Source organism: Rheinheimera riviphila, assembly GCF_004005945.1.
GTDB classification, from domain to species: Bacteria; Pseudomonadota; Gammaproteobacteria; order Enterobacterales; family Alteromonadaceae; genus Pararheinheimera; species Pararheinheimera riviphila.
In genome coordinates, this window is record NZ_SACS01000001.1 from 233,589 (window position 1) to 250,199 (window position 16,611).

General features: G+C 50.7%; 16 protein-coding genes. 4 read left to right on the forward strand and 12 right to left on the reverse strand.

From position 1 onward, the window contains the following. Positions 1-100 precede the first annotated feature (100 nt). From EOE67_RS00975 to EOE67_RS00990, 4 genes are read left to right on the forward strand one after another with little or no spacing between them, the layout of a single operon-like run. The gene (locus tag EOE67_RS00975; RefSeq protein WP_127697191.1) at positions 101-934 is read left to right on the forward strand and encodes a MipA/OmpV family protein; all 834 of its coding nucleotides are present in this window, start codon (positions 101-103) and stop codon (positions 932-934) included. Further along, the gene (locus tag EOE67_RS00980) at positions 924-1,313 is read left to right on the forward strand and encodes a DUF3019 domain-containing protein (RefSeq protein WP_127697192.1); all 390 of its coding nucleotides are present in this window, start codon (positions 924-926) and stop codon (positions 1,311-1,313) included. The genes EOE67_RS00975 and EOE67_RS00980 overlap by 11 nt, the downstream gene beginning before the upstream one ends. Positions 1,314-1,321: 8 nt before the next feature. Further along, a complete protein-coding gene (locus EOE67_RS00985) occupies positions 1,322-2,038 on the forward strand; it encodes a response regulator (RefSeq protein WP_127697193.1) in 717 nt (238 codons plus the stop codon). Then, entirely contained in the window at positions 2,010-3,395 is a 1,386-nt protein-coding gene (locus EOE67_RS00990; protein WP_164852183.1) for a sensor histidine kinase, read from the forward strand. Before EOE67_RS00985 ends, EOE67_RS00990 begins: the two co-directional genes overlap by 29 nt. A gap of 12 nt (positions 3,396-3,407) precedes the next feature. On the opposite strand, the gene EOE67_RS00995 is transcribed toward EOE67_RS00990, so the two are convergent. From EOE67_RS00995 to EOE67_RS01050, 12 genes are all read right to left on the reverse strand, one after another. After that, a complete protein-coding gene (locus EOE67_RS00995) occupies positions 3,408-3,908 on the reverse strand; it encodes a hypothetical protein (protein ID WP_127697195.1) in 501 nt (166 codons plus the stop codon). A gap of 80 nt (positions 3,909-3,988) precedes the next feature. Next, on the reverse strand, positions 3,989-5,470 hold the full coding sequence (der, locus tag EOE67_RS01000) for a ribosome biogenesis GTPase Der (protein ID WP_127697196.1): 1,482 nt from the start codon (positions 5,468-5,470) through the stop codon (positions 3,989-3,991). Between the two features lie 317 nt (positions 5,471-5,787). Continuing rightward, positions 5,788-6,987 (reverse strand): outer membrane protein assembly factor BamB, encoded by a 1,200-nt coding sequence (gene bamB, locus EOE67_RS01005; RefSeq protein WP_127697197.1) that lies wholly within the window; start codon positions 6,985-6,987, stop codon positions 5,788-5,790. Positions 6,988-6,996: 9 nt separating this feature from the next. Next, a complete protein-coding gene (locus tag EOE67_RS01010; protein WP_127697198.1) occupies positions 6,997-7,635 on the reverse strand; it encodes a YfgM family protein in 639 nt (212 codons plus the stop codon). Positions 7,636-7,646: 11 nt separating this feature from the next. Further along, entirely contained in the window at positions 7,647-8,918 is a 1,272-nt protein-coding gene (gene hisS, locus EOE67_RS01015; RefSeq protein ID WP_127697199.1) for a histidine--tRNA ligase, read from the reverse strand. Positions 8,919-9,020: 102 nt separating this feature from the next. Further along, complete coding sequence (ispG, locus tag EOE67_RS01020; protein WP_127697200.1) at positions 9,021-10,133, reverse strand: flavodoxin-dependent (E)-4-hydroxy-3-methylbut-2-enyl-diphosphate synthase; 1,113 nt, start codon at positions 10,131-10,133, stop codon at positions 9,021-9,023. Position 10,134: 1 nt separating this feature from the next. Continuing rightward, positions 10,135-11,217, reverse strand: a complete 1,083-nt coding sequence (locus tag EOE67_RS01025) for a RodZ domain-containing protein (RefSeq protein WP_127697201.1) — start codon at positions 11,215-11,217, stop codon at positions 10,135-10,137. Beyond that, positions 11,214-12,851: a type IV pilus biogenesis/stability protein PilW gene (gene pilW / locus EOE67_RS01030; protein ID WP_127697202.1), complete on the reverse strand. Its 1,638-nt coding sequence runs from the start codon at positions 12,849-12,851 to the stop codon at positions 11,214-11,216. The genes EOE67_RS01025 and pilW overlap by 4 nt, the downstream gene beginning before the upstream one ends. A 22-nt stretch (positions 12,852-12,873) precedes the next feature. Beyond that, positions 12,874-14,001 (reverse strand): dual-specificity RNA methyltransferase RlmN, encoded by a 1,128-nt coding sequence (gene rlmN, locus EOE67_RS01035; RefSeq protein WP_127697203.1) that lies wholly within the window; start codon positions 13,999-14,001, stop codon positions 12,874-12,876. Positions 14,002-14,324: 323 nt separating this feature from the next. After that, entirely contained in the window at positions 14,325-14,756 is a 432-nt protein-coding gene (ndk, locus tag EOE67_RS01040; protein ID WP_068067494.1) for a nucleoside-diphosphate kinase, read from the reverse strand. Positions 14,757-15,055: 299 nt separating this feature from the next. Next, positions 15,056-15,469, reverse strand: coding sequence for a type 2 periplasmic-binding domain-containing protein (locus EOE67_RS01045; protein ID WP_127697204.1), 414 nt, complete (start codon positions 15,467-15,469; stop codon positions 15,056-15,058). A 15-nt stretch (positions 15,470-15,484) separates the two neighbouring features. Then, positions 15,485-16,555, reverse strand: a complete 1,071-nt coding sequence (locus tag EOE67_RS01050) for a porin (RefSeq protein ID WP_127697205.1) — start codon at positions 16,553-16,555, stop codon at positions 15,485-15,487. Positions 16,556-16,611 lie beyond the last annotated feature (56 nt).

The following is a 16,611-nucleotide window of genomic DNA, read 5'->3' on the forward strand; positions in this document are numbered from 1 at the left end:
TATCATTTGCCCGGCATTGATCCAACGGCATACACGCCGCAACTACAACGTGAACGGGAAAGTCGTCGATGGGTACATCGTTACACCAAAAGGTTCCTGCATGAATACGCTTAGCCGGTGGCTGTTTGGTTTGATCATCAGCACTTGCAGTGGTGTAACCCAAGCGGACACGTCTATAGCAGAACGTTGGTTCGAAGACCTCGAAGGCACGTTGTATCTAGGCGTTGGCAAAGGTTATCACCATACGTTGGTGCCTGGTTTGGATCAGGAGCAGGACATTAACCAGGGCCTGTTGTTTGTAGTCACCGGTGAACTGACCTGGGGTAATTTTTTTATCGAAACGCCGATGCACCGCCGGGGAGCGCATGTTTACAGCGCTTCCGTTGGCTATCGTTTTTATCAGCACCAAGAACACAGCTGGGATCTGATCGCCAGCAATTACAATGTCTGGATCCCGGATAATAAAGTCAGCCAAGCGAACCCACAGCTGGCGGGCCTGCAGATCCGTAATAACGATTCGCTGAATTCGCTGCGCTATCAATATCAGGCCAAACAACATGTCATAGGCGTCGAAGCCGGGCTGGATCTGGTTAGCCATCATGGTGCTATTGGCCGGATCAGCTACAGCTATTTGTTACCATGGCGCAATCTGGACCTGTATCTGAATGCCGCTTTGACCGTCGAACCGGCCAAAGTCGTGAATTATTATTATGGCGTTGCCCCCGTCGAAGCGACAGCGGATCTACCGCAGTACCGCGCTGGCGCCGGCCTTAAAACCCATCTTGGCGTGTCGGCGATTTATCCACTGGCCGAACACTGGCAACTGGACGGCAGTATTGGGGTGAACCTGTTCAGCAGCAGTTATCTGGACAGCCCGCTGGTCAGCCGCTCGCATGAACAAGTCACCATTCTGATGGTGCGTTATGTGTTTTAGCCGTCAGTGCTGCTGGATACTGCTGATCAGTGCCCTATTGCTGCATTGTACCGGCGTTGGCGCGACCGAAGCCGTTGCCGTGGTGCTTAAAATGACCCCGGATACCTGTGTCAGTCTGCAACAAGGCCGCACTTGCTACAGTAAAGTGACCGCCCGCTGGCACAGTAATCAACCGCTGGACTTGTGTCTGGCGATCGACGATCAGGTGCTGCAATGCTGGAAACAACAGCAACAAGGCCAGCATCAGTTTGAATTTGCCGCGGCCTCAACCAGCGTGGTGCGTTTGCTGCAAGATCAACAGCCGCTGGCGCAGGCGCAGATCGAAGTCAATTGGGTGCACAAAGCATCCAGAGCCAAGCGGCACTGGCGCTTGTTTTAGGAGTCGACATGAGCGGTTACGGCAGGGTGTTATTGGTTGAAGATGATTTGTCGCTGGCCAGTTGGGTGACCGATTACCTGCAACAAAAAGGCTATCAGGTGATTCATCATAGCCGCGGCGACACGGTCATGCCTGCGATGGCGCAACTGCAGGTCGACGTGATTTTACTCGATTTAATGTTGCCGGGGATCAATGGCCTGGAGCTGTGTCGTTTGTTACGCCAGCAGTACGCCCTGCCCATTCTGATGTTGACCGCACAAGGCGAAGAAATGGATGAAGTGCTGGGCTTACAGCTGGGCGCCACCGATTATCTGATCAAACCGGTACGGCCCAGAGTGTTGCTGGCCAGAATTGAAGCGGCGCTGCGTAACCGGGTGCCGGTGACTGAACCGGCCGTGCTGCCGCAAACCAGGTTGCAATTTGCGCAGCTGGACATTTGTGCCGAAGCGCAGCGGGTGTTGTTGTTTGGCGAAGAAGTGGTGCTTACCAGCGCCGAATTTAGTTTGTTATGGTTTCTGGCGAGCCGTGCCGGTCAGATCTGTAGCCGCGATCAGGTGTTTCTGGCGCTCAAAGGCCGCGAACACGACGGACTCGATCGGCGTTTTGATGTGATGGTGTCGGTGCTGCGGAAAAAGCTGGCCGATGACGCCACTAATCCCAAACGGATCAAAACGGTGTGGGGCAAAGGGTATTTGTTTGTCGCTGACGGCTGGCAACAGCGATGAGCTGCCACATCAAGCCAAGCTGGATAAAACAAAGCCGGATAAAACTAGCATGCTGAAACTGTCGTTAAGTCTGATGCTGTCGGCGATTTGTGCCTTGTTTTTGCTGGGCGGCTTGCTGGATCAACTGGCCGGCCCGGCAGAACCTGCCGCCAGCTCCGATCAGCAATTAATGCCGCTATTAGTGCAGCAACTGGCACTGGCGGCTGATCAACAAAGTGCCGAAAAATTAGAAGATTGGGTCACTCAACAAGCCACAGCCTGGCAGCTACCGATCCGGCTGGAAAGCGCAGCAAACCTGGCGTTACCTTCTGAATTACAACAACAATTACACCAACCTGCCGGTTTACAACTGGCGGCAGCTGATCATCATTATGTGCTCAAAGCCTTAAATGCTCATCCCGACTGGCTGCTCCGTCTGCAATGGCCCTTTCAGCCCGACACGCATCCGGCAGACTTGTGGCTGACGTTGTCGTTGTACGGCGGAATTTGTTTGATCATGTTGTTCTGGCTGCTGCCACTGACCCGGCGCTTATGGTTACTGAATCAAACCACGGCGCAATTTGGCCAGGGCGATTTAACCGCGCGGCTGGCGCCTTCGGCCTGGTCTTATATTCCGGCACTGGAGCAAAGCTTTAATCAGATGGCAGCACAAATCACCCAGCTGCTGGCCGACAACCAATTGCTGGCGAGTTCGTTGTCGCATGACCTTCGCACACCGCTGGCTTGTTTTCGGTTTGGTCTGGACGCAGCGCTGGAATGTGCTGATCCGAAGCAAAAAGACTATTACTTGCGCCGGCTGGAACAAGATTTAGACCGGATGGAAGCGATGGTGAATGCCTTTTTAGAATACGCCAGCATGTCACGCCAACAGCAACAGCTGAGTTTTAGCAAAGTCGAACTGCGCAGCTGCTGTCGTCAGGTGGCGGAACAATGCCAGCCGCTGCTGCAGCGGCAACAGCTGGAGTTACGGTTGAATCTGACCGGCAGTGATATCTGGCTGGAACAAGCCAATCTGCATTATTTGCAACGGGCATTGTTAAATGTGCTGCACAATGCCTGTCGATTTGCCAATCACACACTGGCGCTGCAAATTGAACTGCACCATGGCGAAGCCTGGATTTTAATCAGCGATGACGGACCTGGCATTGCGCCGGATGATGCTGAGCGGATTTTTCAGCCGTTTGTCCGGCTGGATCAGACCAGCGACACCGTGGCATCAACCCAATTTGGGCTTGGCTTGGCGATAGTGCAGCGGATTGTCAGTTGGCATCAAGGGCAGGTCAGTGTGCAGCAGGCGGAAACGGGCGGCGCTTGTTTTGTGCTGAAGCTGCCGTTACAGCGCCAAGCCCAGTCCTGACATGTGATGGTGTCATCGTAACCACTGCTGCAACAAAGCCACCCGTTGTGGCCGTTGGAACAGCTGATACAGCTCCAGCCACTGCTGTACGCTCATCCAGGGAATGCCTTGTCGTCTTTGCAATTGCGACTCATCAAAGGGCCAGCTGATGAGCTCACCAGCGTCGAGCACGGCAATGTCCGCCATCAAATCAAGTTGGGTGCCGTCAGCAGCAACAAAACAAGCGAAACAACGGCTTTGGTACCGCGGATGGGGCGCGACTGCCACCTGGTGCAGCGTGCGGCTTAACATCGTGGAAATCGAGTTAAAATCGCTGGCAGCACAGACCAAATCCACATCCCGCGCCTGGCTTAACAAACCAAGTTCACACAACAATAAACTGCCGCCAACGCCAAAGCGGAACTGCTGCAGCTCGGGCAGCAGCTGTGTTAGCAAGGTAAAAGCTGGCAGCTTTGCAAGCAGATGCTGTGGGTCTGTTGCAAGCTGACTGTCATCTGCTGTGGATGTCTCCATTCGTCCTGCTCCAATCGTTCTAATAGAAAAGCCGCACGTATGCGGCTTCGTCATCAATGATCGTTATTCGTTGTACGCCATTAAGGCTTATGCTGACCAGGCTTTTTCTTATTCGCCAGATTAGCCCGCGCCTTTAACAACCGTTCACGTTTGTAGGTCTGATGCGGTGTTAAATTGCTACGACGTTCCGCAAATGGGTTTTCGCCACCGCGGAATTCAACGCGAACCGGCGTTCCCATCATCTGCAAGGATTTACGGAAATAGTTCATCAGATAACGTTTATACGAATCTGGTAAATCTTCCACCTGATTACCGTGAATGACAATCAGCGGCGGGTTATAACCACCGGCGTGGGCATATTTCAGCTTCACGCGACGGCCTTTCACCAAAGGCGGTTGGTGATCTTCCTGCGCCATAGTCATGATTTTAGTCAAAAGCGCTGTACTGACGCGGCGGGTGGCCGAATCAAAAGCTTCTTCCACTGATTCAAATAAATTACCGACCCCAGAGCCATGCAAAGCAGAGATAAAATGCAAGCGAGCGAAGTCGATAAAACCTAACCGGCGGTCCAGTTCACGTTTCACTTCATCTTTGATGCTGTCGTTCAGGCCATCCCATTTGTTGACGGCGATCACCAACGAACGGCCGGAATTAAGCACAAAACCTAAAATGCTTAAATCCTGATCAGAAATGCCTTGCTGCGCGTCCAGCACCAAAATCACCACATTGGCATCTTCAATCGCCTGCAGCGTTTTGACTACTGAGAATTTTTCCACTACATCGTCAATTTTGCCGCGACGACGCACACCAGCGGTGTCTATCAGGGTGTATTTACGATCGCCCCGCTCCATCGGAATATAAATCGAATCGCGGGTGGTGCCTGGCATATCAAACACGATAACGCGTTCTTCACCCAGGATCCGGTTGGTCAAAGTCGATTTACCAACATTCGGCCGGCCAACAATGGCCAGTTTGATGTGTAAATCACGCGCTAGTTTTTCAGCGTCTTCATCCACCGGTTCCAGCGGTTCACCGGCTTCATAAGCTGCTAAACGGGCAGCTTGTGACTCAGATAACAACGGCACCAACGCCTGTTGCAGCAGATTCGTCACGCCTCGGCCATGTGCCGCGGCGATTGGGTACACTTCACCAATGCCTAAACTATAAAAATCGGCAATGGCGGTATCGGCATCTAAACCATCGGTTTTATTTGCAACAACAAACACTTTTTTGTTGATGCGGCGAATATGATTGGCAATGGCGCTATCGGCTCCGTTCACACCGGTACGGGCATCCACCATAAACAGCACGATATCGGCTTCATCGATGGCGCGCAGCGACTGCTCGGCCATTTCCAGTTCAATGCCTTCTTCACTGCCGTCGATACCACCGGTATCGACCACAATAAATTCCAGACCTTCATAATCAACCGAGCCGTATTTACGGTCCCGGGTTAACCCTGGAAAATCCGCCACTAAAGCATCGCGGGTGCGGGTAAGACGGTTAAATAATGTAGATTTGCCGACATTTGGACGGCCAACCAGGGCGACTACCGGTAACATGGAATTTCCTCAATCTTCTAGAGTGAACCAAGATGGTTCATTTGACCTTAGGGTCACATCAAACAGTATGTACCCTCAGTTTTTGCAGCTGCAATGACTGATGGGTATACCCGTCATCCTTGAAGATGCGGGGTTGTTGGCCTCCATCACGAACCCCAGTCACATAGGACTACTATGCTCCTGGGGCTTCGTTCAGTTGCCGCCTACCCGCATCTTCAATGATTTTGGGTATACCAGCGTTCTGAAAAACACTGGGCTACAAACTAAAAAAACAGGCCTGCGAACAGGCCTGTTTCTGCACTTATTTCGGGCAGGCCTTATTCAGGCAAATTCAGCAAGGTGAGCTCACCGTTGCGACTTTGCAGTAATAAATATTCGCTGGTTGCAACAGCTTCGGCATAAAAGCCTGAACTGTCAAACTCGTGACGTGCCAGATACTCGCCATTGGTTTTGTCAAACCAGTGCAGATTACCTTCGGCATCACCCACCACCAGATATTTTTTGTATACCGTTGGTGCGGTGACAAAATGACGATGTAACACCAGTTGCGCCCAGGTTTCGAGGCCGCTACGGGCATCAATAGCGTACATTTTACCCACAGAATCAACCAGGTACAGCACATCATCTTCCAGAGTCATAGCGCGGAAACTGGCGTATTCACGCTTCCACACTTCACGGCCGGTACGTAAATCAAGTGCCACTAACTGACCGTTGTAGGCGATGGCAAATACTTTTCCATCATGCACAATCGGCGTTGCGTCGACGTCGATGATCCGGGCTAAATCAGTTGCACCTTTGGCCAGTGCCACAGGTTCTTCCCAAGCCGGTACACCTTTATCAGAAATCAGCGCCCCAACTTTACCGTTGCCGGTGCCAAAAACCACACCACCGTTGGCGGCCGCGACCTGGCTGATGCCACGCAAAGTTAACAGGCCATTTTCGGTTTCGTGCATCCAGCGTTGTTCGCCGGTATCAGGTTGCAGCGCGAAAATACGGCCACCACCGGTGCTGACCAACACTAAACCTTCGGCCGCTACCGGTGCCGCCAATACTTCGCCACCCACTTTCACCGACCAGACTTTCTCGCCGGTTAATGGATTCAGCGCAACCACCACACCGTCTTCAGTACCAACCAGCACTTTGTCGAAACCGACCGAGACTGCACCACCAATTTTCGCAGAACGACCATTCCACCAATGACTCCAACCACCAAACAGCGGCGCATCGTCACCATCGCGTAAATCAATCGACCATAACTCGCTGCCACTGCTTAAATCAAAAGCTGCCACTTCACCATCACGGCTAGCTGCAAAGACTTTATTGTCAAAAATGGCCGGTTTGAGCTGCACATCATAATGATCGATGCCATCACCAACTGAGCTACTCCAGACTTCCTGCGGTTCCACTTTATTCGTGATTTCCGGCAGCGTTGGCTCGTCATCTTCTTTGGAAGAACAAGCTGAAAGGGCTAACAGCAGAAGTACCGCTACGCCGACAGGTTTTACCGATAACTTCACATCAACCTCTTAACTGGCAACATGGGCCAGTTCGTTCAATTTCACTTGTAACAGCGGATTTTTACCGTCTTCGACAGCAGCTAAAGCGGCTTGATATGCGGCTTTGGCTTTGGCTTCGTCACCAGACTTCAGCAACACATCACCTTTTAACTCTTGCTGCTGTGCAGTAAAGCTTGTTGGTAAAGTGGCGTTTAAAGTGCTAAGAGCAGCGTCAAAATTGCCTTGCTCAGTTTGAACCCGCGCCAACCGCAGTGTGGCAACGGCGATGATTTCAGGAGTTTTGGTATTGGCAACAACCCAGGACAACTGCTTTTCAGCCACGCCATAATCTTTGGCCAGCACAGCTTCTTTCGCCGCCAACAACGCGGTCAGCACGGCATAAGAACTGCCTGGATTTGCTTCAATAAAGGTTTGGGCTTCAATCAGCCAGGCCGGTTTATCAGTACCTTCTGCCCCGACTTTTTCAATCAAAGCGGCATATTGTGAAGATTGGCCCTCAATAGAGGCAACTTGTTGTGACTGGTAATAGCGAAAGCCATATAAACCGGCTAAACCAATCACCACACCGGCGATAATAGAGACGCCATTTTGTTTCCAGAAACGCTTAATCGCTTCGACTTGTTGTTCTTCGGTATTGTAAATTTCCATCGTTTACTCCGTTACGACTGCAAAAGCACGGTGGCTAAATCAGCGATGTCGACTGTAGTTTGTGGTTTTTCGGCACGCAGCCATTTTAAGGTCAGCTGGCCAGCGGCAAGTTCAGTGTCACCGAGCAACAACCCAATTTCTGCACCGGACTTATCGGCGCGCTTCAGTTGTTTTTTCAGGTTTCCGCCACCGCAGTGCAGCACAATTCGCTTGCCTGGCAAGATGTTGCGCAGCTGTTCGGCAATCGAAACTGCAGCAAGTTCCGCAGCTTCGCCAAGCGGCATCAGATAAAGGTCTGCATTGTTGCTGACTGCGGGCACTAAGTCCAGACTTTGCAGCAATAACACCAGCCGTTCCATGCCCATGGCAAAGCCGACGGCCGGCGTCGCTTTGCCGCCCAGCTGTTCGACTAAACCATCATAACGACCACCGGCGCATACGGTGCCCTGTGATCCTAAGTTGGTGGTCACCCACTCAAATACAGTACGGTTGTAATAATCCAGACCCCGCACCAAACGCGGATTAATCTCAAAACTAATGCCAGCGGCCGTTAACCGCTGCTTTAAACCGGTTAAATGCGCGGCAGATTCTTCATCTAAATGATCCAGCAGTTGTGGCGCGTTGGCCAGCATTTCCGCCATTGCCGGGTTTTTACTGTCTAACACCCGCAACGGATTGCTGTACAGACGGCGCTGACTATCTTCATCCAGCAGCTCTTTGTGCTGTTCCAGATAAGCCACTAATAAATCACGGTAAGCAGCGCGCGCCGCGTTCGAACCCAGCGAATTAAGCTCAAGCTTTACAAAAGGCGTTAAGCCGAGTTTTTGCCACAATCTCGCAGTCAGTACGATGACTTCAGCATCAATGTCCGGGCCCTGCATGCCAAAAACTTCCAGACCAAACTGGTGAAACTGGCGATAACGGCCTTTTTGCGGCCGCTCGTGGCGGAACATCGGCCCCATATACCACAACCGTTGTTCCTGGTTATACAGCAAACCGTTTTGATTGGCAGCGCGTACACAAACAGCGGTGCCTTCTGGTCTTAACGTCAGGCTGTCACCATTGCGATCGGCAAAAGTGTACATTTCTTTTTCAACGATATCGGTCACTTCGCCAATGGAGCGTTTGAACAATTCGGTCATTTCGACAATCGGAAAGCGGATTTCTTCATATCCATAACTGGCAACAATGCTACGCAGCTGCTGTTCCAGATATTGCCAGACCGGCGTTTCCTGCGGCAGACAATCGTTCATCCCGCGGATGGCTTGAATTTCTTTAGACACTTTAACTGACTCTTATTTAACTGTTTTTTAGCGGCTCCGGTTCACCGGATCCTATATTGACCGATAAGGTCATGCGCTTTTACTTAGGCCTACTAACCCAACTCAGTCAACTTGTTTGATATCAATCAGTTGCTTTTGCTGCGCCAAATACAAACGCACTTGTTGCTCTAACTGTTCGGCGACACTTTCGTTGTCGATGCGCAGCTTTTGCCGCTCACCTTTCAGATAAAAACCACTTTTACGATTGGCGCCAGCCACCCCTAAATCGGAGATCAGGGCTTCGCCCGGGCCATTCACCACGCACCCTATCACAGATACGGTCAGCGGATCGATGACATCTTCCAGCCGTTGCTCCAACTCGTTCATGGTTTTGATCACATCAAATTCTTGCCGCGAACAGCTGGGGCAAGCAATAAAATTGATGCCACGCGAACGAATACGCAGCGACTTTAAAATATCAAACGCCACTTTCACTTCTTCAACCGGATCGGCCGCCAGCGAAATCCGAATGGTATCGCCAATGCCTTCGGCCAGCAGCATGCCGAGACCAATGGCAGATTTGACCGAACCCGAACGCAAACCACCGGCTTCGGTAATGCCTAAATGCAGTGGTTGTTCAATTTGTTTGGCCAGCAAGCGATACGCACCAACGGCTAAAAACACGTCGGAGGCTTTAACACTGACTTTAAAATTATGAAAATTCAGCCGGTCCAGAATTTCAACATGGCGCATCGCCGATTCGACCAAAGCTTCCGGGGTTGGTTCGCCATATTTCTCTTGTAAATCAGCTTCTAACGAACCGCCGTTGACGCCAATCCGGATTGGAATATTTTTATCCCGCGCTGCATCGACCACGGCGCGAATGCGATCTTCACGGCCGATATTGCCCGGGTTAATCCGTAAACAATCGACACCATATTCGGCGACTTTTAACGCGATGCGATAATCAAAATGAATGTCCGCCACCAGCGGAATGGGCGATTGCAGTTTGATCAGCTTAAAAGCTTCGGCCGCTTCCATCGTTGGTACCGACACCCGGACCAAATCGGCACCGGCGTTGGCGATGGCCTGAATTTGCGCCAGTGTGGCGGCAACGTCCGTGGTTTTGGTGTTGGTCATCGACTGCACGGCAATCGGCGCATCGCCACCAATCAATACATTACCGACACTAATTTGTTTCGACTTACGGCGGATAATTGGACTTTCTGAAAACATGTTAAGGCTGTCCATCTAAAGTTAAACGTGCGACTTGTCCGGCTTTATAGCCCGACAAATCAACAGCTGTTTGATTCAGCTGTAGGCTAGCGGCCGCAGCATTGCCAAGCGTGACACTGATTGGTAATTGCCCGGTTAACTGCAACGATTGCCCAGCCGACTGAATGCCATACGCCAGACGCTTGCCGGACGCATCCTGCACTGTGACCCAGCATTCAGCGCTGAAGGTAAGTTGTAACTGTGCCGTGCTGCCTGCGACCGGCGGTTCGGTTGATGCTGCAGGTGCGTTAGCGGTGAGCTGGGTTGTTGTCACAGGCTCGGCAGTTGGTCCGGTGCTGGTTGCCAGATCCGCCTGTTGGGCGGTGTTTGCAGCAACTTCAGTTGTTTGCAGCTGGCTGGTCACTGTTGGACCGGTAACTGCTGAATTGTTTGTCGGCGGCAACGTTGTTTCTATTGTTGCCGTAGGTTCCGTTGTCACCGCAGCCGGCTCATCCGCAGGGCTTTTTTGTTTTGCCGTAGGCGATGTTACTTCGGCTGATGAAGTCGTCAATTCGGAGTCAACTGGCTGGGTACTGACATCGTCGGCCTGGGCGGTATGACTTGATGGTAAAGTCGTTTGCAAAGCGGCAGGCTCGCCACTGACCCGATATTCCGGAACCACCGATACCGGTTGCGAATCCAGCCAATGGGTTTGCCAGAACCAGACTAAAAACAATCCAATCAGCAACACCACCAGCAAATAAGTGGCCAGCATAAAACGGTTGTCCACCGCATCGAGGCGGTTTTTCTTCGAGAAACTGTGCATCGGCTTGGCTTGATTGCGCAGGTAAGCCGTCTGCAATTCGAAATTTTGGAGAATTTCGCTTTCCGACAACTTCAACAGTCGGGCATAAGCCCGTAAATAACCACGCATAAAAGTCACCGAAACGGCCGGATCCCATTGTTCAGCTTCAATTTGCTCAATCTGACTGACTTTCAGCCGCAGATGAGTCGCCACATCAGCGGTGGTCAGCCCTTTTAATTCGCGGCTTTGCTTTAAGAGTGCGCCAACACTATCGGCTTGTGCTTCTGCTGTTTTACTCATAATGATGGTAGTGCCGGATCCCTGAGATAAATGGTTTGGCCAATCGACAGCGGTTGATCTGCGGTCATATTGTTCCACTTCAATAGCGTATCAAGTTTGATGTTGTATTTATAGGAAATACTGAACCAGGATTCGCCGTCAGCCACCTGATAGGAAGCTGGCGCTGGCTCGGTGGAATTTGCTAGCTGCGATTTCTTCGGTCCACTTTGTACTGCGTCTGCAGCAGCCGATAACCGTAACTCCTGCCCCATGACAATCAGTGCTGCATCGTCGAGTTGATTCAATTCCTGCAATTCGGGCACCGATAACCGGTAACGACTGGCAATATTGTACAAAGTGTCACCGGCGCCAACCTTGTGGGTCAGAACCTCTGTGCTTGCGGCTGCTTCTGTCTGTGCGACCTGCTCCGGATCCGGCAAGCTGCTTTGAGCCTGACTCGCCACATCATCAGCCACTGTTGCTGTATTTGTTGCTGCAACTTCTGGCTCTGAAATTTCACCGGTTGCGGCTGATTCTGTCGGTAAAACAACGGCGGTAGTCGGCTGTTCTTCCGGTAAGGTCGCCACGGGCGTCAAGGCGGCAGTCACTTCCGAAGAAGTCTGCAGATTTTCGGCTTCTGCGGGTAAATCTGACATTTCGTCGCGTGGCCGCTGTTGCTCCGCAGTTTCAGTCACTTGACTTGCGAAAGTCGGTACTGGCGCTGCAGCAACTGCCAAAGACGTGGCAGCTGCACCAGCAGACGAAGACTTACGTTTTACAATCTTCATTTTAGGTTTGTCGGGCATATCGACTTGATCAGCGGGCGTGGTTAGCAACGTGGCTTTGTACGCTTGCTTCATTTGTTCTGGCTTGCTCTGGCTAAAGTCACTGCTCAGTAACATCGCCGCTTCGCTGCTGCCCGGATAAACGGACAACAGGAATTTCTCAGCAGTTTGTTGTTCAACAGCATCACCACTATGATAAGCCACCAAATAGCGAATTAAAGTCGCTTCCGGCGATACCTGCCCCATCTGATGTAACCGGGCTTGCCATTTTTTCGCTTCGGTTAAATTGCCCATGGCGTATTCAATCACCGCCATATTGTAAAGTGATGAGGTACGGTTACTGTTGTGTTGTAACGACTGACGCAAAAACTGTTGATAACGCAGGTAATCTTTTTGGGCTAAAGCGCAAAAGGCCAGGTTTTCATAGCTGTCGGCGACCCGGATATAGCCCGGTCGCTTAATTGCAGCTTGCAGTAATTCTTCGGCTTCAGTGTACTTATTGATTTGACAGAGGAAAGAGCCAAAGTTGTTGTAGGTATCGGCATTGTTGCTGTCTTTACGCAACGAAGCGCGGTAAGCATCTTCCGCTTGATCAAGTTCGCCAACTTGCTGGAAATAATAGGCTAAGGCATTGTCGACGTCTGACATGTCGGGGGCCAACTGCTTGGCTTTTTCCAGATTGTACTTGGCTTGTGACGTGTCGCCACGCTGCAAATAATTGAGCCCCAAAGACATCCGGGTCCGGGCTGCTTCTTTCATATCGGTGCGCGGGCTGCCCACCCGATCGGTATCGACGACGGTCGATTCCGACACACAGCCACTGAGCAACGTCAGACAGAACACACTGGCAACAACCAACTTATTTTGCATTTTGATGCGAAAATCCTTGTAGTTATCGGACAATTTTTACAGCAATTTCCTCGCCTTTCAGCTGCTTTTTCGCCAGACGTTTGGTGCGGTCAATCACATCACCAACCAACTGACCACAGGCGGCATCAATATCGTCACCACGGGTTTTGCGAACCATCACGGTGTAACCGTGCTCCTGCAACACCTTGTTAAAACGGTCGATCCTGGAATTACTGGACCGCTTGTAAGGTGAACCCGGGTAAGGGTTAAACGGGATCAGGTTAATTTTTGACGGTGTATCCCGCAAGGCATGAGCCAGTTCATGTGCCTGTTCCATGCTGTCATTGATCCCGTCCAGCATCACATATTCAACTGTTACTTTATCATTGGCTCTGGAGTCTTGCACATAACGCTTGGCCGAGGCGAGAAATTCTTCCATCGGGTACTTTTTATTAACAGGAACCAGCTGATCACGCAACTCATTATTCGGCGCATGTAACGAAATGGCCAAGGCGACATCGATTTTATCTTTCAGTAAATCAAGGGCCGGCACCACACCTGAGGTACTTAAAGTGACGCGGCGTTTCGACAGGCCAAAACCATAATCTTCCATCATCAGATCCATGGCCGGCACCACATTGTTCAGATTCAGCAGGGGCTCACCCATGCCCATCATCACCACGTTCGTCACAGGCTTGACGCCGGTGTCGCCGTAAGAGCCAATAATCTGCCCCACCCGCCACACCTGGCCAATAATTTCCGACACCGTCAGATTGCGGTTAAAGCCCTGCTGCGCAGTGGAGCAGAAAGTACAATCCAGCGCACAACCGACCTGCGATGAAACACATAAAGTACGGCGATCTTTTTCCGGGATCCAAACGGTTTCAACTTCCTGGCCGCCTTTGAGTCCCATCACAAACTTGATCGTGCCATCAGCACTGTCCTGACGCGTCACCACAACAGGGGCTTCAATCACGCAGTTGCGTTTTAATTTTTCACGCAGGTCTTTGTTAATATTGGTCATTTTGTCGAAGTCGTCGACACAGAAATGGTAAATCCACTTCATCAACTGATCGGCACGGAAGGCTTTTTCGCCCAGCGATACCAACAGTTCTTTCATCTGTTCGCGTGTTAAATCTAACAGATTCACTTTGTTATCAACTGTGGACATTTCTGGGCACTCCTCGGGCAACTTCAAACGTACTAAGACTGGATTTTGTTTGGTCCATCAGGCTATTGAGACAAACAAAATACAACCGGGTTCATTGGGTACAAATAGACAGAAAGGGGGCTAAGCCCCCTTTGCAGTATATACCCTTCATCCTTGAAAATTCGGGGTTGTTGGCCGCCTTCGTTCACCCCAGTCACTTAGAACAGCTAAGCTCCTGGGGATTCACTCAGTTGCCGCCTACCCGAATCTTCAATGATTTTGGGTATAAACCCACATCCTTTGAAATTGCAGGGCTGTGGGTCGTTGCTGCGTTTCACTTCAGCTTATCGTGTACGGGCACACAGCTCAGCATCAGTGAAGAAAAACGCGATTTCACGGGCAGCAGAAGCAGCAGCGTCTGAACCGTGAACAGCGTTTTCGTCGATGCTGGCAGCATAATCGCCACGCAGAGTGCCGGCAGCAGCATCTTTAGGATTGGTCGCGCCCATGATTTCGCGGTTTTTACGCACGGCATCTTCACCTTCAAGAACCTGAACCATTACCGGGCCAGATGTCATGAAAGATACTAATGCATTGAAGAAAGGACGTTCTTTGTGTTCGCCGTAGAAGCCTTCAGCTTGTTCACGGCTCAGGTGCAGCATTTTTGCAGCGACGATACGCAGGCCTGCAGATTCGAAACGGTGGTAGATTGCACCGATGTGGTTTTTGGCAACTGCGTCAGGTTTTACGATTGAAAAAGTACGTTCTAAGGCCATCGAAGACTCCATTAATAACTGGTTAAAATTTAGCGGCCGCGAATTATACGCTATTGCCAGACAAATGCCTATTTCTCAAAATAACATTTCTGGCTGCCACTTCGCGCCAGCATATATCTTGCTGCAGGCAAATGACAAAGTGACGACAGCCAGAGCGCCAAGGCGTTTGGCTTTTCGCAATTCAGATTTGATTGCACTCAGATTTAATTGCACTCAGATTTAATTGCACTTCAGGCGGGCAAAAAAAGGAGCTGCAAGCAGCTCCGATTTAAGGATTATCTTGAAAGTAACATTCGGGTTTAGAATTTAGCCAGCACTTTGACCGTGCCATCAACCGCGGCAGCATCGATATAACCAATAGCCGCAGCATCGGCAGCAACAGCTGCTTTCATTTCCGCATCAGAGGTTAACTCTTTGGGCGGTGTGCCCTTGCCGGTAAAAACTAATTTTGACCAATACGCTTTCATCTGACTGGACGATTTACTCAGTACTTTACTGTCAAATTCACCACGGGCTGGAGCAGATTCTGCCAAATTCAAAGGTGTGGCTTTGCTGCCATTATTAAAGGTTGTGCCACGGCCAGTGAACAGCCTGGTAATCTCAGCCTGATCAACAGTCGCAGCGTTAGACGGGTGAACAATGACTGCAACTTCGGCCATCGCAGAAGTTACGGTCATTGCTGTGGTCAGGGTCATCACTTTTAACCAGTTCATGGTTGTCTCCAATACTTAAAATACTAAATCTATACCCAGAGTGATAGCCTTGCTGTCACCCGCGACTTGTCCACCATTAAAACCATCATCGGTGACATCGTCGAATTGAAATTTAAACGCCGCCGAACTGTGGAAATCCCAGCGCACCCCCACACTGGTGGTGCTGTGAACTTCACCTTCGGAATCAAAATCGGCATAGGAAATATAAGGGGTCCATTGCTCTATCCGGTAACCTGCTGAAATCAGGTAGGTATCAAAATCACCACCATCCAGCGTCAGCCGATTCACTTCCGACAACAATAGCCAGTTGTTGTAATCGATGTTGGCAGAGAATCCGGCGAAGTTGCCGCGTCTGGTATCTTTACCGTTCCATAATACCGGTACACCATCTCGATACCGTTGATTCTCATAAGTCATATAAGTGAAACGCAAATCCAGCCAATCGCGGTTAAAGCTCAGCACACCACCGATAATATCTTTCCAGATTTCCCGGATCGGTGTAGAGCCAAAAAACTCCGACAACAATTTGTTTTCACCGTCGTCTTCCCTACCGGTATAGAGATTGCCCGACATCGCCCAATCGCCAAGCTGGTAATTAAACTGCGCATTGACGCCGGTATAATTAAAAATTTGCCAGGTGTAGTTGTCCGCGGCTGGGCGCACCCACAAATAAGCGTAACTGACATCAAAGAAATCAGAATAATAATACAGCGGTAAACGTTTTTTACCGGCCTGAATGGTCCAGTGTTCGTTCAGCTCGTAAGAGACATAAGCCCATTCAAAACCAGCTTCAAAATCGTCAGCACCACGACCCACCAGCTGCACAGTGGCGGTGAGGCCTTCTGTTAAGTCAGCGGTCATTTGCAAACCAAATTTCGAATCCGGTTTAAATGTCCATTCATCTTCATACACACCGACGGTTGGATAATTCGCCAGAAAAGTCGGGCCTAAGCCAAACTCCGGCACACCGGTACCGCTGGTCAGTTTCCCACCCATCACCGATGCAAATCCGGAAATATTCACCTCTGCCTGCACTGAATGACTGCACAAAGCCGCAATTGCAGTCACGAGCAATACCTTCTTCATATCTTCTCCTCAGTCTCGTCAATCAGCGGTTGAAAGCCGGGTTTCAAATACCCGTT

Bases quoted from the DNA above. Each gene is read 5' to 3' on its own strand.
- ispG (WP_127697200.1), bottom strand. From the start codon at position 10,133: ATGTTTTCAGAAAGTCCAATTATCCGCCGTAAGTCGAAACAAATTAGT.
- rlmN (WP_127697203.1), bottom strand. From the start codon at position 14,001: ATGTCCACAGTTGATAACAAAGTGAATCTGTTAGATTTAACACGCGAA.
- EOE67_RS00985 (WP_127697193.1), top strand. From the start codon at position 1,322: ATGAGCGGTTACGGCAGGGTGTTATTGGTTGAAGATGATTTGTCGCTG.
- EOE67_RS00995 (WP_127697195.1), bottom strand. From the start codon at position 3,908: ATGGAGACATCCACAGCAGATGACAGTCAGCTTGCAACAGACCCACAG.
- EOE67_RS01050 (WP_127697205.1), bottom strand. From the start codon at position 16,555: ATGAAGAAGGTATTGCTCGTGACTGCAATTGCGGCTTTGTGCAGTCAT.
- ndk (WP_068067494.1), bottom strand. From the start codon at position 14,756: ATGGCCTTAGAACGTACTTTTTCAATCGTAAAACCTGACGCAGTTGCC.
- EOE67_RS00975 (WP_127697191.1), top strand. From the start codon at position 101: ATGAATACGCTTAGCCGGTGGCTGTTTGGTTTGATCATCAGCACTTGC.
- pilW (WP_127697202.1), bottom strand. From the start codon at position 12,851: ATGCAAAATAAGTTGGTTGTTGCCAGTGTGTTCTGTCTGACGTTGCTC.
- EOE67_RS01025 (WP_127697201.1), bottom strand. From the start codon at position 11,217: ATGAGTAAAACAGCAGAAGCACAAGCCGATAGTGTTGGCGCACTCTTA.
- der (WP_127697196.1), bottom strand. From the start codon at position 5,470: ATGTTACCGGTAGTCGCCCTGGTTGGCCGTCCAAATGTCGGCAAATCT.
- EOE67_RS01045 (WP_127697204.1), bottom strand. From the start codon at position 15,469: ATGAACTGGTTAAAAGTGATGACCCTGACCACAGCAATGACCGTAACT.
- EOE67_RS01010 (WP_127697198.1), bottom strand. From the start codon at position 7,635: ATGGAAATTTACAATACCGAAGAACAACAAGTCGAAGCGATTAAGCGT.
- EOE67_RS00980 (WP_127697192.1), top strand. From the start codon at position 924: ATGTGTTTTAGCCGTCAGTGCTGCTGGATACTGCTGATCAGTGCCCTA.